This is a genomic window from Williamsia sp. Y721 (assembly GCF_059683565.1).
Genome location: NZ_JCASNH010000001.1, coordinates 1757397 through 1782631, shown reverse-complemented (window position 1 = coordinate 1782631; position 25235 = coordinate 1757397). Strand labels below are relative to the sequence as shown.

Genomic DNA, 25235 nt, shown 5'->3' with positions numbered 1-25235 from the left:
CATGTAGGAGTGGATGCGCTTGCGCGGCTATGTCGTCAGCTCGCTGAGGAATGCCACGGTGCGCATTCTTGACGCCTCCCGCTCGGCGCGGTCTTGGCCCACGGCAACCGGTTGTGCCCAAATTTCGGTTGCCCCTGCGTCCAGGAGCTGTTGCAACTGTTTCTGGACTGAACTCTCGTCGCCGACGATTGCGATCTCGGCCGCGGTGGTCCCGCCGCCGGTCTCTATGATGCGTTGATAATTGGGCATTTCCGCGTACATTCCAGAAGTCGCCGCGGTCGCCGTTCGTGCGGCGTCGACATCATTGTGTACAGCTACCGGCAGGCCGGCAATAATGCGTGGGCGGGGCCGGCCCGCCAGGGAAGCAGCCGCATTGACCTTAGGTGCTATGTGCGTCTCAATGGCTGTGGCAGAGGCCATCCACAGTATCGTCCCGTCGGCGAATTGCCCGGCGATGCGCAGCATGCGCGGGGACAGTGCCGACAGCAGTACCGGTACACGATGCGTTGATGGCGTCGCCTGGGCGTGGGCATTCCAATCCTGGCCAGTGAAATCGACCGACTCGCCGTGGAGCAGGGCGGAAATGATCTGCAGATACTCTTCTGTGTTTCGGCCAGGATGATCGTAGGAGAGCCCATAGACGCCCCGGATCGAAGATTCGTGCGAGGGACCTAAACCTAGTGCCAGACCCGATCGGCCCATGGCGTCCGCAGCTGCGGCGACGCGATTGGCCTGCAGGATCGGATGACACGGATACGTTTGCAGTACACCGGTTCCCAATTCAATTCGGGTGGTTTCACGTCCAGCAATCGCCATGGCAGTCAACGGATCTCGAACAACGTTGCTGGCGTACCAGAGCGACGAGAAACCATGGTCTTCGGCGTCTTGCGCTTGCTTGACTATCTTCTCGACGGTGGAACCGTGTCCGGTCAGACCGATGCGCATCGTTATTGTCCATTCTGGAAAAGGGAGTCGTACTGCTGCATCAGCTTGTCGATATCGCCGTCAATCCCCAGTTCCAAAGTGTTGAATAGCGACGCGAGCAACCCGTAGGTACCGACGGTGAAGATCAGGTCGAGAAGCTGCTGACGATCCAGCTCCGCTGCGAGTGTGTGCCAGGTACTAGCGCTGACGGCACCATCGAGAATGAGTTCGTCCACGGCGCGGAGCATGGCCGCTTCGAGATCGCTCCAAAAAGGTGCATCAGGTCCGTACGCGATACGGCCAACTTCTTCGTCCGTCAGCCCGGCATCGCGAGCAACGAACAAATGTTGCGCCCATTCGTAGGGGCTTTTGCGGACGGCAGCAACCCTCATGACAAGAAGTTCACGTTGACGCTCAGACAGCGTTGTTGCTCGGAGAATATGTCCGTTGAGCGTGAAGAAGGCGCGAGCGAGAGCGGGATGATGCGCCATAGTGCCAAGCGCAAGAAGGGCTTTGGGCCGATCCTTGGTGGGCATCGGTTCATGGGTCGGTTGGGGCGGCACCATAGCCGCCAGTGCCCCACGCATTTCCGCGGGGAACTCTGAGGGGGTCAGTGGATCAATTCGTGCCATGTCAGACCATCGTCCTTCTGCCGTTGACACCGCTGCTCGTTCAATCCGTCAGTGGCGCTTCGTTCTCTATTTAGGCGATCGCCTAATTAGGCTCTGGTTGTATGCTTAGCAGCTGCGTGTGACTGGGTCAAGGGCTAGGGATTCGCGCCAGCACTACTGCGTGGGATAGGACAGGAACTAAATGAGCGCAACGAGCCGTGTCGGGCAACGCAATACCGGCACCCGCGAGAAGCTTCTCGACGCCACAATCGAGATCATGCTCGACGAGGGATACGCGGCTGCCACATCGCGCCGGGTCGCGGAAAAGGCCGAAGTTCAGCGCGCCATGGTTTATTACTACTTTCCGACAATGGACGATCTCTTCCTCGCAGTTCTGCGGCGCGGCTACCAGGCCAATCTGGAAGCGCAACGCCAGGCATTCGCTTCTGAGAAGCCTTTGCATGCACTGTGGGACATGACAGTCGACCCGCGTGGATCGCGTTTGACCACAGAGTTCATGGCCCTTGGCGCCCACCGGGAGCAGATTCGCGAGGAACTGGCCGCCGGGGCAGATCAGTTTCGTGAGGCCCAGGTCGCGGCGCTAGAACACGTAGTTCGTGGCTATGCCGAGCACGAGGGATTGGATGCCGAAGTCGTCTCGGTTGTCATTGCCAGCATCGGCCGGACGATTGGTCTCGAAAACGGACTCGGTATTACCACTGGCCATGAACGAACCCTGAGAGTCGTAGCCGAATACCTCGACCGTTTCGAAGGGTCTCGTCCAGACTGATCGGCTTACGGTCGATTACGTCAGATAGTCCTTCCGCCATTGACGGGGATCACTTGCCCGGTAACGTAACCCGCGTCTTCTCGAGCCAGGTAGGCGCATGCGGCCGCGATGTCTTCAGGTTTGCCGACCCTGCGCATCGGGGTGGTCGCCTCAGCGGCCTCGACGCCCGGACCGAGGAGTCCTTTCTCTTCGGTCCGACGCAACATTGGGGTGTCAATGAAGCCCGGCGGCACCGTGTTCACCGTAATTCCCTTGGGGCCCAACTCTTTGGCAAGCGCCTTGGTGAATCCAACAACCCCAGCCTTGGCCGCCGAGTAGTGCACCATCCACGGATTGCCGGTCTGTGCACTCGACGAGGAGATGTTGATGATCCGGCCCCATCCGGCATCGATCATGTCTGGTACGACGGCCTGGCAACAGTCGAAGGTTCCGGTCAAATTCACCGCAAGGAGTCGCTGCCAGCTTTCTGCGGATATCGTCAAAAAGGGCTCGAAGCCGTCCATCCCCGCAGAGTTCACCAGTATGGTCGGCGGCCCGATCTCGCGACGAACCTCTTCGACCGCTTCGTCGATCCGCGGCCGGTCCGTGACGTCGACGCCGAGTCCGATCGCACGATAGCCCGATCCCGTGATCTTCTCGGCGGCCTCGGAAGCCGCGTCGACATTACGGTCGAAAATCGCGACCGATGCGCCTTCCTCCGCCAAGCGTTCGGCGATCGCCAAGCCGATCCCGGACGCCCCGCCGGTAATGATCGCGGCACGCGGGACCGAGAATGCCGGTGACATCATCACGCCACCGCCTCATCGCCGACCAGCGTGGTGCGATGCATCAGGCGGCGTGACGTGGGCTCGTAGGGAATCGCTCGATGAAGAAGACCGGTGTTGTCCCAGATGACGAGATCACCCACTCGCCACTTGTGGCGAAGGACGAATTGCGGTTGCGTTGTCCAGTCGAGAATGCTGTCGAGGAACTCTCGACTGTCCTCGGCGGTCATGCCGACCACTTGGCCTGCTGTCGCACCGACGAGTAGCGAGTGCCGACCATCCCGATGGCTCCAGATCAGTGGATGCTCGCGAGCGGGAAGCCTGTCCCACATCTGTTTGTCTTTCTCCGAGGCGTCGGGGTAGACCAACATCTGGGCGGCGGCCAGGCTGTGGACGACCCGGTAGCCGGCCAGTTCAGCCTTCTTCTCGTCACTCAAAGCGTCATAAGCGGCATAGGTATTCGCGAACTCAGTGTCCCCGCCTTCGTCGGCCACCTCCCGAGCGGTCAGCAGCGTGGCCTTCTGCGGTACGTCATCTGTGAGCCCGTCGACATGCCAAAAGATGGTGCTGCGGCGCAGTTCGGCCAGCTTGCTCCTGGTCGGATCAAGCGTGACCGGGGAGATCTCCGGATGGTTCGGGAGCCCGCCGACCTTGGCGACGACCACGTCCCCGAGCATCCGGCTGAAGGCCACGAGGTCGGGGTCACTGATGTTCGCGCCGCGAAAGACGACCACCCCGCGTTGCTTGAGCAGCCGCATGGCCGTGTCAGCCGTCTCGGCGGAGTTGAAAGCAGATCCCGACACCCCGGTTACCTCGACGCCGATCGATGGGGATAACTCGTTGGTCTTCATTGGCATTCCTCCCTGTGTCCTGTGACACGGTAAACGCGCAGCAGCAATGTTGTCAATGACTACATCACCCCGCGGTTGGTAGTGTTCCCACATGGATCACGGCTACCATCACGGAGACCTTCGTGCCGCGTTGCTCACTAAAGCAGAAGAGCGACTTAGCATTTCAGGGATTGAGAGTCTTTCGCTGCGAGAACTGGCGCGCGACCTGGGAGTAAGCCACGGAGCGCCGCGCCGACATTTCGGCGATAAGGCCGCACTGTTGGAGTCATTGGCCGTCGAGGGTTTTCGACGGCTGGGCGACAATCTCGCCGCAGCCGCCGACACCCACGACCGTGACTTCACCTCCACCTTGCACGACGTGGCTATTGCCTTCGTGCGATTTTCCACCGACAACCCTGGGCTGTTCGGTCTCATGTCGACCTATCGGAAGGGAGACGTTTCAGGCGAGCTTCGGCGTGCGCGCGCATCAAGTTTTCAGCCAGTCGCGGCCCTGATCGACGTTGGCCTATCGACCGGCAACCTCGCGGGTGATGCGCAAACTATCGGAACAACATTTTTTGCCACACTGCAAGGGCTCTTGGTCATGGCCAACAACAAGACGATCGATTCGCTCGACAGCCCATTCGTAATCGATGTAGTGAACGCGGTGCTCGTCGGCCTGGCGCCTAGAGGATGATCATTTGACTCATACTCCTAGGATTTTGACGTTTGAGTCCGGCCGTTAGGGACTGACCGACCAGCGGAGAATGGGGGCGGCAGAGTCCATGTCCTCAACGTGGCGGTGCGCACGCAGACAGGCCCGGTGCGCAGGGGGTACGCGGTAGCACCGAAACCCTCGAACGCCGTTCAACGTCGCAAACACCAATTGCACTCCCCACTGCAGAATCCGCAAACTCTCAATAGCGCCAACGGTCTGCCAACATCCACGACCCCGGGTTCGAAACTCGCCCAGTGTCAGGAACATTCAGCAGCCGGCCAATCCGTTGGCAACCTCGAGCCACGAGACCACGGCTTCGGCCGCGCGGTTGTTGCCCGAGAAGTGGACAAGGACGCTGGCGCCACCTCGGCCAACACAAGCGCAGATCCAATACCTTTGCTTGCGCCTGTCACGAGCGCAACCTTGCCGTCGAGGGGATGCCACCAGTGGCCAAGAGTGGTCGGCAGTCGCTTCCTGAGACCGAGACTCATACCTTGACGGAACAGTGATTCACGTCATACCTTACTCCTAATCAATCGTTTGATTAATTATGGTCGATGACGCGTCCAGAGGAGAACGGCCAACCATGACAACTACTGAATCAGGTCTCGACCAGCAGACCCTGGTCGATCTGTACCGGACCGCCGTGCGCATCCTTGCGTTCGACGAACGCTACCGGGCCTCGATGATGAGCGGGAAGTTCGGCGGAATGTACTACTCGCCGCGTGGACAGGAATTTGCTGCCGCGTCAGTGGCGGCGCACCTTGCTCCGACCGACTATGTCGTGACGACCTATCGCGGCCTGCACGACCAGATTGCCAAAGGAATCCCACTGCGCGATCTTTGGGCCGAGTATCTGGGTCGCGCTGCAGGTACGTGCCGCGGCAAGGGCGGCCCCATGCACGTCACTTCCCCCAAGCATGGCCTGATGGTCACCACCGGGGTGGTGGGCTCGGGCCTGCCGATCGCCAACGGGCTGGCGTTGGCGGCGCAACTCAAGGGCACCGGTCAGGTGACGGTCGTCAATTTCGGCGACGGAGCGAGCAATATCGGCGCCTTCCATGAGGCACTCAACCTGGCGTCGTTGTGGAAGCTTCCAGTGGTGTTCGTCTGCCAGAACAACAAGTGGGCCGAGTACACATCGCTTGAGGGTGGAACCACCGTGGCCAACATTGCAGATCGCGCGGTCGCCTATTCGATACCGGGTGTCACGGTTGATGGCAATGATCCGGTGGCGTTGTACGCCGCGGCCGGTGAAGCGATCGAGCGTGCGCGACGAGGTGATGGCCCCACCCTGCTAGAGGCCGTGACCTTCCGTCTGTGCGGACACTTCTTCGGTGACCAGAGCGAGTACATCCCGGCCGCTGAGCTCGCCGCTGCCGGTGCTGACGATCCGATCCCGATCTATCGGCAGCGTCTGATCGACGAATTCGGTGTTGCCGCCACAGTTCTCGATGACATCGAGCAGCAGGCGACGGCCGAGGTCGCGGACGCCGCGGAATGGGCCTTTGATCAACCGCTACCCGACCCGTCGGAACTGACCACCGACGTCTATGCGCAGGAGACCAACTGATGAGCACCGCAACCGCAACTCGAACCATGATGATGCTCGAATCGATTCGCGACGCCCTGGATGTGGCACTCGACTTGGACCCGATGGTCTTTGAGTTGGGCGAGGACATCCAGGACCCCAAGGGGGGCGGCTTCGGTATTCACAAGGGCCTCGAGACCAAGTACGGTCCCGAACGGATCCGACGGACACCGATCAGTGAGCAGGCGATCATGGGCGCTGCTGTGGGTGCCGCGATTGCGGGTATGCGCCCGGTCGCCGAGATCATGCTGATGAACTTCATCACGGTCGCCTCGGACCAATTGATCAACCATGCTGCCAAGCTGCGCTATATGTCCGGTGGTGTCACGCCGGTGCCGTTGACTGTGCGGACAACCACCGGTGCGGGTGCAGGCTTTGGTGCCCAGCATTCCGACATGCTCGAGAACCAGCTCATCCACACGCCAGGTTTGAAAGTTGTGGTGCCGTCGACGGCCGCTGACGCAAAGGGGTTGTTGCTCTCCTGCATCTTTGACGATGACCCGTGCGTCATGATCGAGATGAGCAGCCTGTACTTCTCGGTGCGGGACGAGGTGCCCGAAGGTGACTACCGGGTGCCTCTGGGCAAGGCCCGGGTGGCGCGTGCCGGTACCGACCTTTCGGTGATCACCTACGGGAAGCAGGTCATGGACTGTTTGGCCCTCGCGGATCGTCTTGCAGCAGAGGGTATCTCCTTGGAAGTCATCGACTTACGATCGCTCCAGCCTCTCGATACCGAGACGATCTTCATGTCGGTGGCCAAGACCAAGCGGGCCGTTGTCGTGCATGAGGCGGTCACGCGCGGTGGGTTCGGCGCGGAATTGAGTGCACAGATCCACAGTGAGCTGTTTGGTGAACTCGCCGGGCCCGTCGGCCGGGTCGGTGGCGCGAATACTCCAGTCCCCTATGCCTCCTCGCTGGAGCAGAACTTCTTGCCGACTCCACGTATTGAAGCTGCTGCCCGAGCCCTGCTTGGACACCACTAGACCCAAGAAAGCGGTCCCCAAGTGTCACATGAAGTTCGAATACCCAAACTCGGCGTCTCGGTTGAAGAGGGCCAGATCACTGAATGGCTGTGCAATGACGGCGACGAGGTCGAAACGGGCCAGGCCATCTATGTACTGGGGACAGACAAGACTGAGGCCGAGGTCGAAAGCCCAGCAACCGGACGCATCACCATCATTGGCGAGCCTGATATCGACTATCCAGTCGGGACCGTCGTCGCAACAATCGGTTGACTTTTGATCGATCAATGGAAGGACCACCGTGACAACTGATCTCACCTCGGGCGCGGAAATCGACTCTGCGGCGTCGCCTACCGCCAAACCGTCGGCCACGCCCTATGTTTCGCGACACGACGTCGATACTTCGCAGGTTCCGTTTGGCGTCCGCGACGGAGTTCACGTGCCCGTCGAGCGTTACTACGACGAGGAGTTCGCAAAACTCGAATACAACAAGATGTGGCTGCACACGTGGCAGTTCGCATGCCGGGAGGAGGAAATCCCCGAACCCGGTGATTATATCGAGTACACAATCGTTGACCGGACTGTTGTTGTTGTGCGCCAGTCCGATCGCAGCATCAAAGTGCTCAACAACGTCTGCCCTCACCGCGCCACCCAACTCGTCCAGCCTTCCACCGTCGGCACCTTCGGTGGCAATCAGATTGTCTGCCCGTTCCATGGCTGGCGGTTCAACATCGACGGCTCGCAGTCGTATATCTACTGCCGACAAGGATTTGTGGAGGAGTCGATCGATCCGGCCGTGATCAAGCTGGGTGAGGTCCGCTCAGAGCGTAGATACGGCTTCATCTGGATCAACTTCGACGACGATGCGCCGAGTCTCGACGAGTTCTTCGGTACGTACGACACGCATCTTGCACCGATGGCCATGGATCGAATGCGCCTGCGGTGGTGGAAGTACACGATCGTGCCCGGGAATTGGAAAGTTGCAGCGGAGGCCTTCTTGGAGGCGTACCACGTGATGCAGGCACATCCCGAGCTCACGCTCGGTGTGACGGGCGACGACTACGACGTCGACCGTATTCCCTACTTCCATCACGGCATGGGCCACGTCGATACCACCGCCCCGTTCGATCCAGAGGATCCCGGTGGCTATGAGATGGGACAGCCGCCAGTAGTTGGAATGGAACAGGGACGCTACTTTGTCGATCAGAACCAGGTGCTCTTCGACGGGACCGATGGATTTGCCACGGCCCGCGACCAGTTCATAGCCGATCGAGTCCGCGATCTCCCCGATGATCAGGTGCTCTGGAAGTTCTTCGAGGAGCTGTACAAATATGCTGACGAGGCCGAGATCCCGCTCCCCGCTCTGGATCCCAACTCCTCGACCTTCGGATTCATTTTTCCGAACATGGCATTTCTGGGAATGACGGGCAACCTGTTGTTCTATCGGTTCCGTCCCAATGGCACGGACCCCAATACATCGATGTTCGAGGCGTTTGCGATGCAAATCCCACGCAACGCGGACAAGGACATTGCTCCACCCGAGCGAGAGGGTCCTCTCGAGCCAGGCGACTGGCCCTTTGTTCTCCGTCAAGACATGGCCAACGTCTATCAGCAACAACGGGGCTACCGATCAGGTGCGATCAAGCACACAACGCTCTCGCCGCGGTACGAACCGATGATCTTTTCGCTCCATACACAAATCGATCGTCACATTGCCGGAAACTGATCCATCGGGAGTCGACAGCTTCACCATGCGGGTGGAGCCTGCCAACATCGAAATAGAAGTGCGCCGGGGGGAAACCCTGATCCAGGCAGCCTGGCGCGCCGGGTATTACTGGCCCTCAGTGTGTTACGGAATGGGAACCTGTACAGCATGCCGGTGCGAGGTCGTCGAGGGCATGCACCTGCTCTCAGAACGTACCGAAGTCGAGGTCGAACTCGCTGCCGACCTCGGCCGCAGAGTGCGCCGTACTAACCCGCGGCGCGTTCGAATGGCCTGCCAGGCCATGCCATGCGGCGACATCCTTGTCCGAAAATCTGGGGTGAAGCCAGAGCCGCCAACCCGTGTTGAGGAGAGATCGCATGCCGACAGTAGCGACTGAGTTCGATGTCATCGTTGTAGGCTTCGGAGCTGCCGGTGCTTGCGCAGCCATCGCCGCGGCCGAAGAAGGTGCCCGAGTTCTTGTTGTGGACCGCGCAATGGGTGGCGGTGCGTCGGCCGTCTCCGGTGGTGTTGTGTATGCCGGTGGCGGCACGCCCTATCAGAAGGCGGCCGGCTATGACGATGACGCAGACAACATGTTCGACTACCTGCGGCAGGAAGTCCAAGGGGCGGTCAGTGACGACACCTTGCGGCGGTTCTGCGATGACAGCGTAGGTCAGCTGGCCTGGCTGGAATCCCACGGAGCGAAGTTCGAAGGTTCGTTGTGCCCGTATAAGACGACGTACCCGACAGACAGGCACTACCTGTACTTCTCAGGCAACGAGAAGGCATATCCCTATCGATTGGATGCCAGACCCGCGCCGCGTGGGCATCGTCAGGTGGCAACGGGCACCAAATCAGGGCGCGACCTATGGCGCGCGCTCCGCGATTCGGCACTTGGGCTCGGGGTGACATTCCTGCCCCGAACCCAAGTTGACGATCTGGTGATCCTTGACGGACAGGTGCGCGGTATACGTTGTCGCACTTGGATTGGCGACGATCGGTCGGCGCAGGCAGTTCATCGTCGAGTAACCGCCGTTGGTGCAAAACTGACCAACTGGGCTCCGCCGGTGGGACTTCCGATCACCGGTCTGGCCGAGAAGGTCTGGAAGAAACGTGCGGTGCCCCGGACCTTCGCCGCGGACAGGGTGATACTCGCTGCCGGCGGATTTGCTTTCAACCAGGATATGTTGCGGCGACATGCGCCCGCGTATCAACACATCCGCCCGCTCGGTACCAACGCCGACGACGGTTCCGGAATCAACTTGGGCGTCGGTGCCGGTGGGGTCACAGATCGTCTCGATCGTGTCACTGCGTGGCGGTACTTCACACCGCCGTCGGCGTTGATCGAGGGGATCACGGTGGGTAGCAGTGGCGAACGCATCGCCAACGAGGATCTCTATGGCGCCACACACTCGGAAGTCTTGATTCACAAGTTCGGGGGCACTGGCTACCTGGTGTTCGACGCCGACACCTGGAAACGGGCCAAGTCGCAGTTCTTGTCGCAGACCGAATCGATCCTGCGCCTGCAGGTTGCCGCCATGTTGGTGTTCGACAGGCGAAAGGCCGCCACTCTGCGCGGTTTGGCAGACAAGGTGGGCATCTCCCCCGACGGACTCACAGCGTCGGTGGATGCCTACAACGCGGCGATCGCGTCCCGAAGCGAAGATCCGGGGCACAAGGCGTCCGAGTTATGCGCACCGATTGCCCGTGGGCCCTTCTATGCCATCGATATCTCGGTTCGCCCTTCCTTGACGTCACCTGTACCCGGACTGACACTCGGTGGTCTGAAGGTCGACGGCGAGAGCGGGCAGGTCATGAAGGAGGACGGCACCAGGATTCAGGGTCTGTATGCGGCGGGCCGAAGCGCGACCGGGGTCTGCTCGAACAGCTATGTCAGCGGTCTGGCCTTGGCTGATTGTGTGTTCTCAGGGAAGCGGGCAGGAACCCACGCCGGACGGATGTCGCGGGCGCGTGGAGTCGCATGACAAACTCGAAGTGAACCCAACACCTAGCCAGGGGGCACTGTGTCAGCCACTCCACCGTTACTCGGTAGACCGATCGGCGCCAACGGTGAGGACACCCGGCGCCGGATTCTGGACGCGACCATGCAGTGTGTGGCAGAAGTGGGATACGCGAAGGCCACGATCCGGGAGATCGCCCGCAAGGCTCAGATGACCAGCGGCAGCCTGTACCACTATTTTCCCAACAAGACGGAACTGATCAACGCCACGTTCGACGAGGTCGCGCAGATGTCGATCCCACGGGTGGCTCACGCCGCGGAACATCATGTGGGCTACCACGACAGGTTGATGGCTGTGCTCGATGAGTGCGATCAGATGATGCGAGAGTATCCGCTCATCGCCGCGTTCGACCGCGCTATCCGAGTCGGTACCGCCCGTGATCTGGCGGAAAATCGCGACACACTTTTCTCAACGTTGAGCGGTGTCGTAGGTGGCATTATCGAGCAGGCCCAGCACGAGGGTGCGCTGCGAGACGGCGTGAGTATCGAGAGTGCCTCCAATGCAATTTTCATTGTGCTCCGAGGTCTGACGGACTACGCCGCCACCTCGGAACCGGAGGACTACCATGCGACCGTTGGTGCCTTGAAGTTGCTTCTCGGCGGCACACTCTTCGACAACTAGCGAGTGCGAAAGCCCGGCCCACTGCGGTCAGCCTGCCGCCCGAGAGGTGCACCGATTATCTACCCGATGTCGTGTGCGCGGTAGAACTCGACCGCTTCACCGACCGAATCTTCGAAAGCAGTTGTCTTCCAGCCGAGTTCTCGTTCGGCCTTGCTGTGATCGAGCGCGGACATGTAGTTCCACATCCGGAATGCACGACTGACAAAAACGGGATCTCGGCCAATCGCGCCGGCGAACAGTTGATTGACGGCAGCCGCGCCAAGCATGAGCTTGGTCGGCAATGCGAGCCACGGCGCTCGCCGTCCGCCGGCGATCGTTGCGAGCGTGTGCAACTCTTTGGACGTCATGTATGTGTCGGAAATGATGTACCGCTCACCATTACGGCCGTGAGTCATGGCCAACACCATCGCTTCTGCGGCATCCTCGATGCCTACGACCTCATGTCGCAAGCCGGAAAAATAGAAGGGCGCCTTGCCTGCCGAGATCCTGGCCAGGAGTCCGCCGTGCGGGGTTGGTTGCCAGTCGCGTGGACCGTAAGGGGTAGAAATGCACAGTGCCACTGCGGGTAGGCCCTTGTTCTTTGCGTAATCCAACACCAAATTTTCGGCGTCCACCCGGCTTTGCGTGTAGGGGCCACCGGCCTCGTACCAATTGCAGGGATCATCCTCGCTGACAGCAGTTCCGTCGGTCCGAACTGCAAGTGTTGCAATCGTACTCATGAACACGAACTTCTCCAGATCAGCCTCGATCGCTACGTCGAGCACATTGCGCAGGCCCTCGACATTGGTTTTGAAGAGCGGCGTCGGATCCCGCAGCCAGGCCCGCGCATCGACAACGCAGTAGAAGACAACATCGCAACCACCCATCGCGTCGCGCAGGGCGTCGGCGTCCCACACGTCACCGAAGCACCTCTCGACTTCGAGGTCCGCGATGCCCTTCACGGAGCTGATTTCACGAAGCATCACTCGTACGTCGTCACCACGCTCGACGAGCTTCCGGGTCACATTCGATCCCACGAAACCGCTTGCGCCAATCACCAATTTCTTTGCCATGCAACACCTTCACATCTGTGGCGGGTTCTCAGTGGGGCGCGGTTCATCGCCTCAAGGTCGGGAGTACCTCCGAGCCGGAATCAATTAATTGATCACTTGATTGATTCATATGATGCGTGTCACACTGCCCCTGTGTCAAGGACAGCGCCAGGTGATTCTGGCCCCGATCGATAGCGAGCACGCACGTATGCGCAATATTCCTACGGATTTGTCGGACCTATACGTACAGCAAGGTTGGTGGACCGAGGCGACCATCGGTGACACACTGGCGCAGGGCCTTTCGGATGCGCCGGACGCGCCCTTTCGCGTCTATTCGGATTTTCATCCCTTCAGCGGAACGTTCGCCGATGTGGAGCACACCGCTCGCCGATTGGCGCAAGGGCTCCGGAAGAGGGGTGTTGGCCCCGGCGACGTTGTCGCGTTCAAGCTTCCGAACTGGATGGAGGCTGCGGCAACCTTCTGGGCAGCATCGTTCTTGGGTGCGGTCTCGATTCCGGTTGTGCATTTTTACGGGCCGAAGGAAACCCGGCATATCATTGCGACGGCAAAGCCAAAGGTGTTCATCACCTTCGAGGAGTTCGGGCCCCTACGGTTTCAGGCGGACCTGTATGTCGATGTCCCGATTGTGGGAGTGGTGGGCCGCGATTTCGACGACCTGCTCGACAGTGAGCTGCTGACCGAGAACCTCCCTGTTCCGGCGTCGGCGCCGGCCGTGATCGCCTTCACCTCGGGGACGACCAGTGATGCCAAGGGCGTCGTTCATACACATCAAACGCTCGGGTATGAAACCCGGCAGCTTGGGGACAGCTATCCGGTTGAGTTGGGGCAACAGCTCACCGCCTCACCGGTTGGTCACTTCATCGGGATGCTCAATGCGTTCTTGATCCCGGTTGTTCAGCAGACGGCCATCTACATCACCGACGCATGGAACCCGCAGCGCACCTTGGAGTTGATGCTCAGAGACAACCTGACTTTCGGTGGTGGCACACCCTACTTCGTGATCAGCCTGCTCGACCATCCCGATTTCGTCCCCGAGCATCTCGAGTACATGAGGTATGCGGGGATGGGCGGCTCGACGGTGCCCGCCACGGTTGCCCAGCGACTCCACGATCAGGGTGTCATCACGTTCCGCTACTACGGCAGCACCGAGCATCCGTCGATCACCGGCTCACATTACACGGACCCGGTGGACAAACGACTCTTCACGGATGGGAAGGCGATGCCGGGTGTCGAACTCCGGCTGTCGGACGACGGAGAGATCTTGAGTCGCGGACCAGATCTGTGCATGGGCTACCTTGACGACGAGTTGACTGCGAAGGCATTTGACGAGGAGGGCTGGTACCACACCGGCGACATTGGCATCATCGATGCCGACGGCTACCTGAGCGTAACCGACCGCAAGGGCGACATCATCATTCGCGGCGGCGAGAACATCAGCGCGATCGAGGTCGAAGAGGTTCTGCTGAGGATTCCGGGGATCGCAGAAGCCGCCGCTGTATCAGCTCCTGACCCCCGACTGGGTGAACACACTGCCGCGGTGGTGCGACTCAAGCCAGGAAGCGCCTTACCTACTATTGCTGAGCTTCGAGAGCACTTCGGCCATGCCGGTTTGGCGAAGCAGAAGTGGCCCGAAGAGATCCATCAGGTCGAGGACTTCCCACGAACCGCAACCGGCAAGGTCCAAAAGGCGCTGGTTCGAAAAATGGTTACGTCCACTCACGCGGTTGACCACTGATGTCCGGACTCGCTCACTCGAAGTCCGTTGCTGTACAGCCAATCATCGCACTAGTGAAGGAAAAGACATGTTGAGATCGCATCGCTTGGTGGTCGCGCTTGTGGCGACCGCGGTTCTTGTGGCTGGGTGTGGTGACCGCGGTGGTGACTCCGACGAAGGAGGCGGTGGAAGTACGGCCACAGCCGATGCTGCGACGAGCAACTTTGGCGACCTGACGGAGGTCTGTCAATCAGGCGAGGCGAAAGGAGCTCCCACACAAGGTGTTACCGACGCAGAGATCAAAGTCGGAGTGATGTCCGATGTGGGATTCAACAAGGTGTCAGAGTTCGACGATGCCGCCAAGGTCTTCACGTCGTGGTGCAATGACCTCGGCGGGATCAACGGTCGCAAACTGGTTGCCAATATTCACGACGCTGCCTTCATGAATGTTCGCCAGCAGATGACCATCGCGTGCCGTGAGGATTTTGCGTTGGTCGGCGGAAGTAGCGGGCTCGATGCACTGGGTGTGAAAGAACGTCTGAATTGTGTTCTACCGAGCTTTCCTGCCCAGGTGATCCAACCCCGGTCGGTCGGCGCGGACCTCGAGATCAGCGCGTCGCCGAGCCGGGTTGCCGGTTACGATCCCTTCTTCGGTATCGGCTACTGGCTGGTCAACGAGGCCTACCCGGACTCTGCAGATGCGGTGGGGATCATCGGCGCCGATACGCCATCGGTGAAGACCTCCGGGGTTCAATCGCAGGAGGCGTTGGAAGCGGCTGGGGCCACTGTCATCTACAACGACGTCTACCCGCCGATGGGGATCTCGGATTGGACACCCTACGCGCAAACCATCAAGAGTAAGGGCGTCAAGGGACTCTACTTCTACGGTGAGCCCGCGCAGTGGGCAAAGTTGCAGGCGATTCTTGTGGATATGGATTACAAGCTCGACTGGGTCAACCCCGGTAACAATGCCTACAACGAACCGTTTGTCGAGGCGCTCGGTACCTCGGCGGACGTGATACCGAACTACGTTGACCTCGGAGGCGTTGCGCCACTGGAGAGTTCGGATACGGTGCCAGCGGTCAAAGAGCTGAACGCCCTGTACAAGAAGTACGCTCCGGACGCGGTGATCACTTTGCCTGCCATGCGCGCCATGTCTGCATGGCTGTTGTTTGCCAAGTCCGCCGCAAGCTGCGGTGACGATTTGACGCGTACCTGTCTCTACAACGCCGCAATCAAGGAGACGGCGTGGACCGGTGGCGGCCTGACCGCTCCGGTCAATCTGACGCCCGGCGCCCCGCCGTCGCCGTGCTTCAACGTCGAGGAGGCCACCACAAATGGCTGGAAGGCCGCCGCCTTCAATCCGGACGAGGGCCTATTTCGTTGTGATATACCAGCTTTCAAATACACAACCGAGTTTGGTAGCCCTATGACTCTTGCTGATGTTGGTAAGTCTATGAGCGACCTCAAGTAGCAGTTCGGCGGTGGTGGGTTTGGCGCCACCACCGCCGGCACCGCGCCAAGTGAATACGGATCGGAGCCTGCTTCCGGGTTGCTATCAGCACCAGTCGATCTCGGCGACAGTGTGGCGTCGAATAGCCTTGCTCTCGCCGAACCCCTCGACGCGAATCCCGGTCGGGGTCGCCTGCTGCATCGTCATGGCCGCCTCGATCGCCTTACGCGAGGTGAGGTGGAGCAGGTTGATGTTCGGCAGCTCGCCCCCTCCAGAATCCGTTGACATCAATGAATCGGAAGGGGTCCGACCAGTGTCCGCCAGGTCGCGACGAGCCCGATGTCGTTGCGCAACAAGACTCCTTATTGCGGCGATGGCATCAACCGTTCACTCGACGGCGTAATGGCGCCCTGTTCATAGCTGTGGCGTTACCCCTGGAAGGGGCTTTACTCAATCGGTTCGGAGCAACACCGAGTGTTCCCGCCTGAGTGCCAGAACACCCAGTACCTGCGTAGAGGACATATGACACAGCCACTTTCGGGGGACCCACGCCAAGCCGTAGAGGAATACGCGGAGGTGAATTAATGAACCATTTCGCCATACAGCCGTATAGCCTACTTGCCTACGGGCAGCTCGCTATCGCCCGAACATCCACGCGCGCGGTCGAAGCGCGTTGATCCTCTAAACGTGAACAGTAGAAATCAGGAGACCCAGATGGGCAAGTTGAACGGGAAGGCCGCGATCCTCACCGGCTGTGCGAGTGGCCTCGGCCGACAAGAGGCTATTCGCTTCGCGGACGAGGGTGCGAAGATCGCTATTTGTGACATCCAGGAAGACAAACTCGAGGAAACACGAAAACTCTGTGCCGAGAAAGGCGCTGAGGTGTTGGCATTTCCGTGCGATGTGCGATCGGTCGAAAGCCTATCGGCATTCGTCAATGCAACCGTGGAGCGCTTCGGAACCGTCGACATCCTCGTGAACAACGTGCATTCCACGACGCTCAAGCCGTTCCTCGACCAGGATTTCGCCGACCTCCAGCGCGAGATCGAGATCAGCTTTTACTCCGGCTGGCACATGATGAAGCTCTGCTTCCCGTATCTGAAAGACAAACCGGGCGCGGGTGCCTCGATCATCAACTTCGGTTCACGCTGGGGAATGGAAAGCCCTGCACTGGCGTCGACCTACTCCCCTGTCAAGGAAGCCGTCCGCGCGTTAACCCGTGTGGTGGCGCGAGAATGGGGCGTACACAACATCCGCGTCAATGCAGTGTGCCCGGGTGGATTCACCGACAATGCCAAGAACGATCTACACACGTTTCCCACTGAGGTGCAGGAATACGCCACGGCAGCCTTCAGGGACAACGTCTTCCACCGACTCGGCGATCCCTACGATGACGTGGCGCCGATCGTGGTCTTTCTGGCTTCCGACGACAGCCATTGGATGTCCGGGCAGACGGTGAATGCCGACGGTGGTGGCTGGATCACCGCCTGAGGGGCATTAGATGTTCATAGTCCCGCAGCGAGCTCAACCCGCTGCGGGACTGCACTCTCCGGTCCTGGCCCGTGGTAAAACCGTGGCCCGGTACTGCTTGAGTCGGCTGAAGCAGCGTTCGACCACGGTGCGGTGCCCATAAAGCAATGACGCCGAAGGCCAGGCGGGACGATCTCCGACGCTGACCCAAATCTGTTGGTGCCCAGAAACTTAGCGACCATCTGGATATCATCTTCCAAATTCACTGAGACACTTGCTCCACCTATTCGCAAACGCTCACTTGCGACGCACTGTGAGTGGACCAGTTCGCTCTAGTTGGAGCATTTGCTTTGGCCAGGGCCACCACACCGGCGGACCCAGCGCTACCAAGAACGCACACGTGAATCACCCCGGTGCGTCCGGAGGCTTCGCTCTTTGGGAAGGATGAAGTCATGTCGCCAGGATCGCAAAAGAGGTATCCGCCGGAGCTGCGAGAGCGTGCGCAGTCGCAACAAAAACTCACTGCCAACGCTCAAGAAGTGGCACCTCTCGAACGGGACATCGATGCAGTGAATTTCGGCGACCAGGCGCGCACTGCCAGCTCACGTCGTACACCACCTCGCCGAGCTGCAACGACCGACTCTCCTACATCAACACGTCTCGTCACCAGTAGGTACTGTCGAACGATATTGCCCCCGGTACGCAGAGGGTACGCAGCAACAGCGAAACCAACTACACTGGCTCAACATCGCAAACACGAACACCACTCCCCCACTGCATCATTCGAAAACCATCGACAGCGCCAGCGATCTGCAAACATCCACGACCGCAGGTTCAAAACCCGTCCAATGTCAGTTCGAGTCTGACCGGGGGCACCACGTCAACGCGCCGTCACATCGTCGACGGACTAACCACAGACCTTTCGGCGACGACGCCGGAATACCAGGCCCGAACCTGCCGTTGCCGAACCTCCACCGCGAGCAGCAACCCGTTGACCTCGACGGCGATGTGCCGTTTGCGGCCGTTCGTTTTCTTGCCGCGGGCGGGCACTGGTCGTGTCCGGCGTGCCCGTAGCCGCTGGCTCAGGATGTCGTGGATGTGCTGCCACGCCCCCGCACCGGATCCAGCGGACGAAGATCTCGTGCACGGTGGTCGGCGGCGGCTATGCGTTTCATGTCAACTGCCCCGGCCGATCAGCGGAATTGCTTTGTTGGGCATCGTGACTGCCACTCGGGCGTCTTAGTTGCTCGAGCAGATTGCGGAACACGACGATGCAGCCCATAGTGCGACGCGCAAGCAGGTGGCGGATTTAGCCGAGCAGGTTCGACTCCGGGCGCAGCAGCCTGGTCACGGCTCTCGAACATATCGGAACCGAAGAGTTGCGTCATGAACTGGAGCGACGCGAGCTAATCAAGTCGAATGCAGTGTTATCACAGTGATTTCACTCGGCGCGAAGATGCGTAGCGGAGGCCCCCAAAAACCGGAACCCCGGCTTGTATAGAGCTGAGTGCGCTCACCGTGGCGGCTCAAGCCGTGGACGGTGGGCTGGTCGAGGCGGACCAGGAAGTTGAACGGCCAGATCTGCCCGCCATGTGTGTGACCCGCGATCTGCAGGTCAACTCCGGCGGCTTCGGACTGGAAGACCTGCTTGGGTTGGTGCGCCAACATCAGCACCGGCAGTTCCTGGTCGGCCCCGGCCAGAGCCTGGTCGAAGTTTGCGCCGTGGCCCGCGATCTGTGAGGACTTCGCGGTGGCGTCGTCGACACCCGCGATGATGAGTCGGTCGCCGCCGCGTTCGACGACAATGTGCTTGTTGTGCAGTGTTTCCCAGCCTATCGAGTCCATGTAATCGATCCAGCCCTGTGCCTCGCCGAGATACTCGTGGTTGCCGGTGACATAGACCTTCGCGAGTTCGGCGCGCATGGTGGTGAGTGGTGTTGCTTGAGCCCGTCGTTGTTCTACCGTGCCGTCGGCGATATCGCCGACGTGCGCCACGATGTCGGGGCGCAGTTCGTTCACGGCTGCTGCCACTCCCTCCGACCACTTCGTGCGGTTGATCGGACCAAAATGTGTGTCGGTAACCGCGACAATGCGGGTGCCATCCATCCCCTTGCCGAGTCTCGGAAGCATGATGTCTACATGCTTGATCCGAGGCACTCGCATGGCTTCCCGATTACCCCAGATTACGAGAATCACGGACACGGCGATGACGGCTGCGGCTACCCAACGCGAGCGAGTCGGGTCTTCGACGCCAGCGAGACCGAGCGCGAATCGTGCGAGATTTCCGATCACCGACCATGCGAACAGCACCCAGATGATGCCCAGAATGGAGTCGCCGACCAACCCTGCCCAATCGAGGTGGCGGCGGCCGTGGCTCAGAACCAACATCACCGGCAGTGCCACCAACGTCAGCGCGAAGGCCACGGTTCCCAGTGCGGTCACGGGAGTCGGCCACTGCGTTCCCGACATCACCAACGTCCACCACGGGACAACAAAAAGGATCAGCAGGACGGAGACGATCGTCGCGGTGATCGTGATTGCACGCAGTGGTCTGCGGGCTTTCGGCGAATCAAGCTCGGGTGTTATCTCTCGCGACTGGGGAGTACTCACCACGCCGATCATAAAGGCTCTTCAACTTTATGCCGGCAATCACCCTGAGAAAGCGTCCGAGAACTCGTGATGGTGAGCAGCGCTGGCGGTCCTGGAACCGCTACTGCCGCCGAGCAACTTCGCGGGCCGCGGTGGACGGCCCGAAAAGCATTCTCGCCGTGTGATCCACGACGCCAATCTCTATCTATTGCGGGGCGGGATCGCGCGGCGGCAGATGCCGGCGGAGTTCCCACCACCGACCACGGTCTACGACACGTTCACCCGAGGGTGCGGGCCGGTGCCCGACTGCGGCCATCATCGATTCGCAGACCGTGCCCGCCGCCGACACGGCGCACCGGTCGGATCGCGGGCGGGATGGCGGAAACGGACGAATGGCCGCAAACGGCACATCGGGCGTGGACGTCAACAGCCTGCTGCTTGCGGTCCATGATTTGCCCGGACATTGATGGGTCCGGCGCTAACGAGATGCCGCCCGTGGGCCATCGGTAGATGCCATCCACGGAGCTCTCCGCAATCTGAGACAGGGACTTTCCCTCGGCTATGTTGTTCTCGATCGCCCACAGGGAGTTCAGCAGGACCAGCACAGGTTTGCGCTGTTTGAAGATCTACCGCCACGACTCGGTACGGATGAATCAGTGCTGGGCCGTCGACCAGAAAGGCCACTCCACCCAAGCTCCATTCGGCCGGCCGCAGACAGCTCGGAGGATTCAAGGCCTTCGGACTGCGGCTCGTCGATGACGCGCACGCCCGAATGAAACTCATCGGCTTTCAGCAACTCGGACCGGGGCCGCTGCTCGATGCCGGATATCGAAACACCCCTCATCCTTGGAGAACTCGCTCCGCACCAGCAGCAAACCATCGTTGAGCGTCCGAAATTCGCCCAGAATTTGCATTCGCCGGGGTGCTTCAATTGGTGGTTCCACGCCGGCACGGTGCCATTCGCAGCTGGATGACACGAAATCGCGAGCACCCACCTTCGAGCGATACTCTATCTATTGCCGTTGCCGCCCTACCGGTTTCATCGCCATTGACCGAAGAAGTCGGGGTATATGCACACTCCCTTGAACCAAAACGGCCCGTGCCGCCAACATGGACCTCGACGGCTTATTTCAAACCACGTTGTACGGGAGCCGACAGTTGCGGCCATCGCCGCGGCATTGGGTCCGGTGACCTCTGACGATCGCCTGCCACCTAACGCGCCACTCAGACACTGATTCCCGAAAGAGCACTGTCGCGCGATGAGATTCCGGTCGCACTGCTCAACCGCCTCAACGCTGCGTCTTCGACAGCGGAAGTTTCGCGAGATACCGCAATCATCCGAAACGCCCGCGTTGCATCTGTCAACCTTGATCAGGACGCACCTGCCGACGAACAGAGGAGGTCGGGTCGAGATGCCACTAACGGGTCCGCGATTTTCTGGTGACCCTGTACTCGAGGAGTGCTTTGCCGGCCGTCATCGCATGTTGTCGGGAGAGGATGGACTCCCCGTCAAGCGTGTGCAAAACGCCTTGATGGAACTGGGTTTCTCGATTCCTGATGGCGACACCGGTTTCTTCGGTAATCAAACTGGTAGCGCAGTCACTGCGTACAAAACCCACAAAGGACTAATACCCAACGATCCCGTTGTAGGATCGGGCACGTCGAAGGCGCTCGACGATGACCTATTCTTCGCCCCGCCCGTGCTGGATCCGGCATTCGCCGAATTCAGCCCAGCCGTCGTGGCCCACCGAGTTGAGCCCTTCGTGGCGCGTGAACTCGTATCACTGATGAGTGCGCCGGTCGACTCTTGGCGGCGAAGACTGGCCCAGTCTGCACTCTCCCGTCTGAATTCAGGCGAGATCCTGGGCATCGTCGCGCAGAGTCGTGCGATTGACATCCGGCCGGCCTTCATTCAGGCCGCCGATCCAACGCAAGACGGTATGAGCGCAGGAGACTACTTCGACGATCTGATAGTCCTCGGGAGTGCGCTCGGCAGAACGATACCTTTCCAATCTGCCGGCAGCACTCACGTTTTCATTGTTATACGGGACTCGGTTATTCTTGGGCGAGAAGCGATCGTTCTGCAATCGAATCAAACAAGGGCCCCGGTTACACTCCTTGGCGTGCTCGTTCACGAGCTAACGCACGCCCGCAATTTCGCCGCGCACGCTTCGCTCGAACAAACAGCCGACACCGATACCGACGCATTCGCCGACACCGCATTGGCCCAGGCCCGCACTTCCGCCACGGGAGTGGCGACGGCCGATGTTCTCACCAGCTTCGTCGACGAGATCGTCGCGCGGCATGTGCATTGGATTCTGCTGAAGGAACTGAGCGGAACACCGGGAAACATCGCTGTACAATTCCTTCCCGCGGACCAGCTAGCAGGTGCCGCATTCTTTTACTTTTCCGAAGCCGGTGGGCTTTTCGACTCCAATCAATACATTGCGGGCATCAATGGAAAGGCGCCCGCCGCCCGGGCCGACGCCCAGCTTCATCAGGTGCAGCTTTGGATCCAGCTGGCAGGGGATCGATATTTGTTCAGCGACGACCCCGCCCAGGACGCGACGTCAACGGCCTTGTTCCGCGCCGCTGTCCAGGAAATCGCGGACCGGCGCGCCGCACTGCCGGTGTTTACTGCATTTTCTGATGAGGACGGGCTCTTTCCGCGACGGGCAGATTTCCAATAAGCATGCTTACTGCCTTGACGGAGTCGACGGACAAAGCACCGCCCTTCGCTGCACGCTGTGCTGCTATAGCTCGGCGACCCACCCGTTCCACGACCGGATTGCGCCGCACCGAACGAAATCCCTGAGCACCCTTCGATCACCCCGGCGAACGCCCAACTCACGGGAGCAACGTCCACCGGTGTGCCACGATAATGAGGGGGTCTACCTGCTCGCCAAACTTGACAGCGAGCGTACCGCGATCTGGCTGTCGCTTGTAGGACTCCTCGGAATCACCGGTGTTGCAGCCTCATTCGACCATGAAACATCGATGCTGATCGGAGCAGTCGGCGGATTCCTGGCCCCAACCGTGAAGCAAATAACCGCGACCCACACCAGTCATTGCCGACCCACTGACCCGTCCTGCCCAATGGCACACCAACAACGGACCCTCAGAGAACACTTCGGAGTGCGTGTTGTCCACTCGATTGCGACCGACACCCCGGTGACCTGATTCAATTCGCTACGAGACCACTGATGGCGCTGCATTGGGTATGCAGGAGACCTGGCGAACAGCCGTTTCGACGGGGATACGCCCAGAAGTGCATCCAACCCCGACTAGAGCGGCCAGTCACAAGGCGAGTCGCAGACACTCCGAATTTGCAACGCGCACAATAGCTCCAACGCATCTGAGCCACTTCTTCCAACTTTCGTCCGCTGCACACCCAGTTCTGAACCGCGATCCAAGCATTGACTGGACGGGTTTCGCAATACCAACCGTTGGACGAGATGGTTGGGCCATGCGATCAGCGGCGGGCCGTGCGCGCCGTTTTGCATATCCGGTCGAGCCGATAGGACTCGAGCACCGCCCGCCTGCCCGACCTCGTACTCGCGCACGCCGCCACCGACCTCCACGATCGTCGCACGCTGGTCGCCAAGGCTGATCTCGAATTGCTGACCCGATGGAGGACCGGTCATCCCTCTCCCCTCTTTCCATGCGCGCGGGCCTGGAGGTCGGCGTCGATCTGCTTGAAGTTCCGGTCTTTGGTCTCGGGCACATAGCGGTAGACGAACGCCAGGCCGAGCACGCACACGCCCGCGAAGATCAAGAACACCGGGCCCGTGCGGATCGCCCCAACCAGCGGCAGAAAGGCCGTGGACAGGGCAAAGTTCGAGAGCCAGCTCACCGCCGAGCCGGCGCCCGAGCCCTCGGCCTGGTTCTCGGACGGGAAGATCTCCCCGAGGATCACCCAGAACACCGGGCCCATCCCCACAGCGAAGGAGGACACAAAGACCAGCATGGCCACGAGCAGGATCACCGAGCTGAGCTCGGCGACGAACGCGAGGCCGAGCAGGGCGACCGAGATGGCCATCCCGATCAACGAGACCAGCAGCAGCGGCCGACGCCCGATCCGATCGACCAATCTGAGCGAGACGATCGTCATCGCGAGGTTTACGACACCAATGATGATCGAGTAAACGATCGAGTTCGAGGCGCTCAGCCGGTCTGGGCAATGATGGTCGGGGCGTAGTACAGGACGGTGTTGATGCCGACGAACTGCTGGAAGATGGCCAGCCCGACTGCGACGATCAGCGCCGGGCGGACCCGGGGCGAGAACAGTGCGCGCCACCCCGTGCGCTCGGGGCGCTGATCCTGCGCCCGCTGGTGTTCCTGCTCCTCCTCGTCGCGGCGGTATGCTTCGATCACGCGATCGGCGCCCTCCGGACCGGCGACCGATTCGATCACCTCACGCGCCGTGTCGGCACGTCCCGTGCGAACGAGCCAGACCGGCGAGTCGGGCAGCCGTACCGCGATCACCGCCAGCACGACCGCCGGGACCGCGCCAACCCAGAACATCGCTTGCCAGTTGCCGCTGGAGCTGAAGGCGAAGTTCACGATGTAGGCGACGAGCATCCCGACCGTCTGCAGCAGCTGATTGAGGGTGAGCATCCGGCCCCGGATCTGCGGCGGCGAGATCTCGCCGAGGTAGGTGGGCACGAGCGCCGACGCGATGCCGACCGCGAGGCCCACGACCAGGCGGCCAACAATCAGCATCACGAAGCCCGTCGCCAGCGCCGAGACCGCGAAGCCCACCGCGAAGAGCACCCCCGCGATCCCGAGCATGGCCTTCCGTCCGAAGCGGTCCGCGAGCCGGCCGGTGAACACCGCGGCGACCATCGCGCTCAGCAGCACGATGCTCGTCGCGAGGCCCTGCTGAGCGCTGTTGATTCCGAAATCGTCCGCGATGTAGAGCAGCGCCCCGGCGATGACGGCAGTGGCGTACCCGATCAGGAAGGTTGCGAGGTTGATCCACAGCCCCCAACGCCGCGTCCGGGCCAGGCCCTCATCGGAGATATCGACCTGCGGCCGCCTCCCGGCTGCCTTGTCCTTCGCCGCGTCGTCTTTCGCCATGTCACTATCTCCCTACGGGAAGCCTGGTGAGCGACCAGCCGCCGGTGTCGGCGCGTCGGCGGCCAGCAACCCGCCCTGCCCTGGCAGTAGCCATGCAGTCAGGTCGCCGCTCGCGCCCAGAACAAGAAGGGTCTGATCGCGGGAACTGTCCGTCGCGGATTTTCCACGGGCAATGCCTTCGCGGTGTGTGTCGGGTCGGGGGCCATGAGTGTCCCTTCCAGTCATTCAAAGGGTATTACGCGCAACGCGCCACAGTAGCGTTATCGCGTCGTGAAGCACCCCAGGTCCGTTCCAATGTGGTTGCGAATGCATGGATTCGCAACTGATGCAGCCAAACGGCC

The 25235-nt window shown here is 60.6% G+C and carries 23 protein-coding genes; 14 read left to right on the top strand and 9 right to left on the bottom strand.

Annotated features, from left to right (window positions below; translation table 11 throughout):
* Positions 1–27 precede the first annotated feature (27 nt).
* Together AC56PL_RS07970 and AC56PL_RS07965 are read right to left on the bottom strand one after the other, a co-directional pair.
* Positions 28–945, bottom strand: coding sequence for a TIGR03564 family F420-dependent LLM class oxidoreductase (locus AC56PL_RS07970; RefSeq protein ID WP_497153446.1), 918 nt, complete (start codon positions 943–945; stop codon positions 28–30).
* Between the two features lie 2 nt (positions 946–947).
* Positions 948–1556 (bottom strand): carboxymuconolactone decarboxylase family protein, encoded by a 609-nt coding sequence (locus tag AC56PL_RS07965; protein ID WP_497153445.1) that lies wholly within the window; start codon positions 1554–1556, stop codon positions 948–950.
* Between the two features lie 181 nt (positions 1557–1737).
* Here AC56PL_RS07965 and AC56PL_RS07960 point away from each other — a divergent pair, with 181 nt between their 5' ends.
* On the top strand, positions 1738–2325 hold the full coding sequence (locus AC56PL_RS07960; RefSeq protein ID WP_495515789.1) for a TetR family transcriptional regulator: 588 nt from the start codon (positions 1738–1740) through the stop codon (positions 2323–2325).
* Between the two features lie 20 nt (positions 2326–2345).
* Here the strand turns inward: AC56PL_RS07960 and AC56PL_RS07955 are convergent, their stop codons facing one another.
* Both AC56PL_RS07955 and AC56PL_RS07950 read right to left on the bottom strand, forming a co-directional pair.
* Entirely contained in the window at positions 2346–3110 is a 765-nt protein-coding gene (locus AC56PL_RS07955; protein WP_497153594.1) for an SDR family NAD(P)-dependent oxidoreductase, read from the bottom strand.
* A gap of 2 nt (positions 3111–3112) precedes the next feature.
* A complete protein-coding gene (locus tag AC56PL_RS07950; RefSeq protein WP_497153444.1) occupies positions 3113–3946 on the bottom strand; it encodes a TauD/TfdA dioxygenase family protein in 834 nt (277 codons plus the stop codon).
* 85 nt (positions 3947–4031) lie between these two features.
* Between AC56PL_RS07950 and AC56PL_RS07945 the strand changes: the two genes are divergently transcribed.
* From AC56PL_RS07945 to AC56PL_RS07910, 8 genes are all read left to right on the top strand, one after another.
* On the top strand, positions 4032–4616 hold the full coding sequence (locus AC56PL_RS07945) for a TetR/AcrR family transcriptional regulator (protein WP_497153443.1): 585 nt from the start codon (positions 4032–4034) through the stop codon (positions 4614–4616).
* A 607-nt stretch (positions 4617–5223) separates the two neighbouring features.
* A complete protein-coding gene (locus AC56PL_RS07940; protein WP_497153442.1) occupies positions 5224–6210 on the top strand; it encodes a thiamine pyrophosphate-dependent dehydrogenase E1 component subunit alpha in 987 nt (328 codons plus the stop codon).
* Positions 6210–7211 (top strand): alpha-ketoacid dehydrogenase subunit beta, encoded by a 1002-nt coding sequence (locus tag AC56PL_RS07935; RefSeq protein WP_497153441.1) that lies wholly within the window; start codon positions 6210–6212, stop codon positions 7209–7211. The genes AC56PL_RS07940 and AC56PL_RS07935 overlap by 1 nt, the downstream gene beginning before the upstream one ends.
* 21 nt (positions 7212–7232) lie before the next feature.
* Positions 7233–7463: a biotin/lipoyl-containing protein gene (locus AC56PL_RS07930; RefSeq protein ID WP_497153440.1), complete on the top strand. Its 231-nt coding sequence runs from the start codon at positions 7233–7235 to the stop codon at positions 7461–7463.
* A 28-nt stretch (positions 7464–7491) separates the two neighbouring features.
* Positions 7492–8916 carry an aromatic ring-hydroxylating oxygenase subunit alpha gene (locus tag AC56PL_RS07925; protein ID WP_497153439.1) on the top strand — a complete coding sequence of 475 codons (1425 nt, stop codon included), beginning with the start codon at positions 7492–7494 and terminating at the stop codon, positions 8914–8916.
* Positions 8917–8941: 25 nt separating this feature from the next.
* Positions 8942–9292 carry a 2Fe-2S iron-sulfur cluster-binding protein gene (locus AC56PL_RS07920; protein ID WP_497153593.1) on the top strand — a complete coding sequence of 117 codons (351 nt, stop codon included), beginning with the start codon at positions 8942–8944 and terminating at the stop codon, positions 9290–9292.
* Complete coding sequence (locus tag AC56PL_RS07915) at positions 9273–10880, top strand: FAD-binding protein (protein ID WP_497153438.1); 1608 nt, start codon at positions 9273–9275, stop codon at positions 10878–10880. The genes AC56PL_RS07920 and AC56PL_RS07915 overlap by 20 nt, the downstream gene beginning before the upstream one ends.
* Positions 10881–10919: 39 nt before the next feature.
* On the top strand, positions 10920–11537 hold the full coding sequence (locus AC56PL_RS07910) for a TetR/AcrR family transcriptional regulator (protein WP_497153437.1): 618 nt from the start codon (positions 10920–10922) through the stop codon (positions 11535–11537).
* Positions 11538–11596: 59 nt separating this feature from the next.
* Here the strand turns inward: AC56PL_RS07910 and AC56PL_RS07905 are convergent, their stop codons facing one another.
* Positions 11597–12589 (bottom strand): NAD-dependent epimerase/dehydratase family protein, encoded by a 993-nt coding sequence (locus AC56PL_RS07905; RefSeq protein ID WP_497153436.1) that lies wholly within the window; start codon positions 12587–12589, stop codon positions 11597–11599.
* 187 nt (positions 12590–12776) lie between these two features.
* Here AC56PL_RS07905 and AC56PL_RS07900 point away from each other — a divergent pair, with 187 nt between their 5' ends.
* Positions 12777–14324, top strand: coding sequence for an AMP-binding protein (locus tag AC56PL_RS07900; protein ID WP_497153592.1), 1548 nt, complete (start codon positions 12777–12779; stop codon positions 14322–14324).
* Between the two features lie 67 nt (positions 14325–14391).
* A complete protein-coding gene (locus AC56PL_RS07895) occupies positions 14392–15777 on the top strand; it encodes an ABC transporter substrate-binding protein (protein ID WP_497153591.1) in 1386 nt (461 codons plus the stop codon).
* An 84-nt stretch (positions 15778–15861) separates the two neighbouring features.
* Here AC56PL_RS07895 and AC56PL_RS07890 read toward each other — a convergent pair whose 3' ends face one another.
* Positions 15862–16044 carry a hypothetical protein gene (locus tag AC56PL_RS07890; RefSeq protein WP_497153435.1) on the bottom strand — a complete coding sequence of 61 codons (183 nt, stop codon included), beginning with the start codon at positions 16042–16044 and terminating at the stop codon, positions 15862–15864.
* Positions 16045–16374: 330 nt separating this feature from the next.
* Here AC56PL_RS07890 and AC56PL_RS07885 point away from each other — a divergent pair, with 330 nt between their 5' ends.
* On the top strand, positions 16375–17247 hold the full coding sequence (locus tag AC56PL_RS07885) for an SDR family NAD(P)-dependent oxidoreductase (protein ID WP_497153434.1): 873 nt from the start codon (positions 16375–16377) through the stop codon (positions 17245–17247).
* Between the two features lie 1389 nt (positions 17248–18636).
* Here the strand turns inward: AC56PL_RS07885 and AC56PL_RS07880 are convergent.
* Positions 18637–19836, bottom strand: coding sequence for a metallophosphoesterase (locus AC56PL_RS07880; protein WP_497153433.1), 1200 nt, complete (start codon positions 19834–19836; stop codon positions 18637–18639).
* An 82-nt stretch (positions 19837–19918) separates the two neighbouring features.
* Here AC56PL_RS07880 and AC56PL_RS07875 point away from each other — a divergent pair, with 82 nt between their 5' ends.
* Both AC56PL_RS07875 and AC56PL_RS07870 read left to right on the top strand, forming a co-directional pair.
* Positions 19919–20266 (top strand): transposase, encoded by a 348-nt coding sequence (locus AC56PL_RS07875; protein WP_497153590.1) that lies wholly within the window; start codon positions 19919–19921, stop codon positions 20264–20266.
* Positions 20267–21074: 808 nt separating this feature from the next.
* Positions 21075–22505 carry a peptidoglycan-binding domain-containing protein gene (locus tag AC56PL_RS07870; RefSeq protein ID WP_497153432.1) on the top strand — a complete coding sequence of 477 codons (1431 nt, stop codon included), beginning with the start codon at positions 21075–21077 and terminating at the stop codon, positions 22503–22505.
* Between the two features lie 950 nt (positions 22506–23455).
* On the opposite strand, the gene AC56PL_RS07865 is transcribed toward AC56PL_RS07870, so the two are convergent.
* Positions 23456–23983: an MFS transporter gene (locus AC56PL_RS07865; protein WP_497153589.1), complete on the bottom strand. Its 528-nt coding sequence runs from the start codon at positions 23981–23983 to the stop codon at positions 23456–23458.
* A complete protein-coding gene (locus tag AC56PL_RS07860) occupies positions 23980–24894 on the bottom strand; it encodes an MFS transporter (RefSeq protein WP_497153431.1) in 915 nt (304 codons plus the stop codon). Before AC56PL_RS07860 ends, AC56PL_RS07865 begins: the two co-directional genes overlap by 4 nt.
* Between the last annotated feature and the right edge of the window lie 341 nt (positions 24895–25235).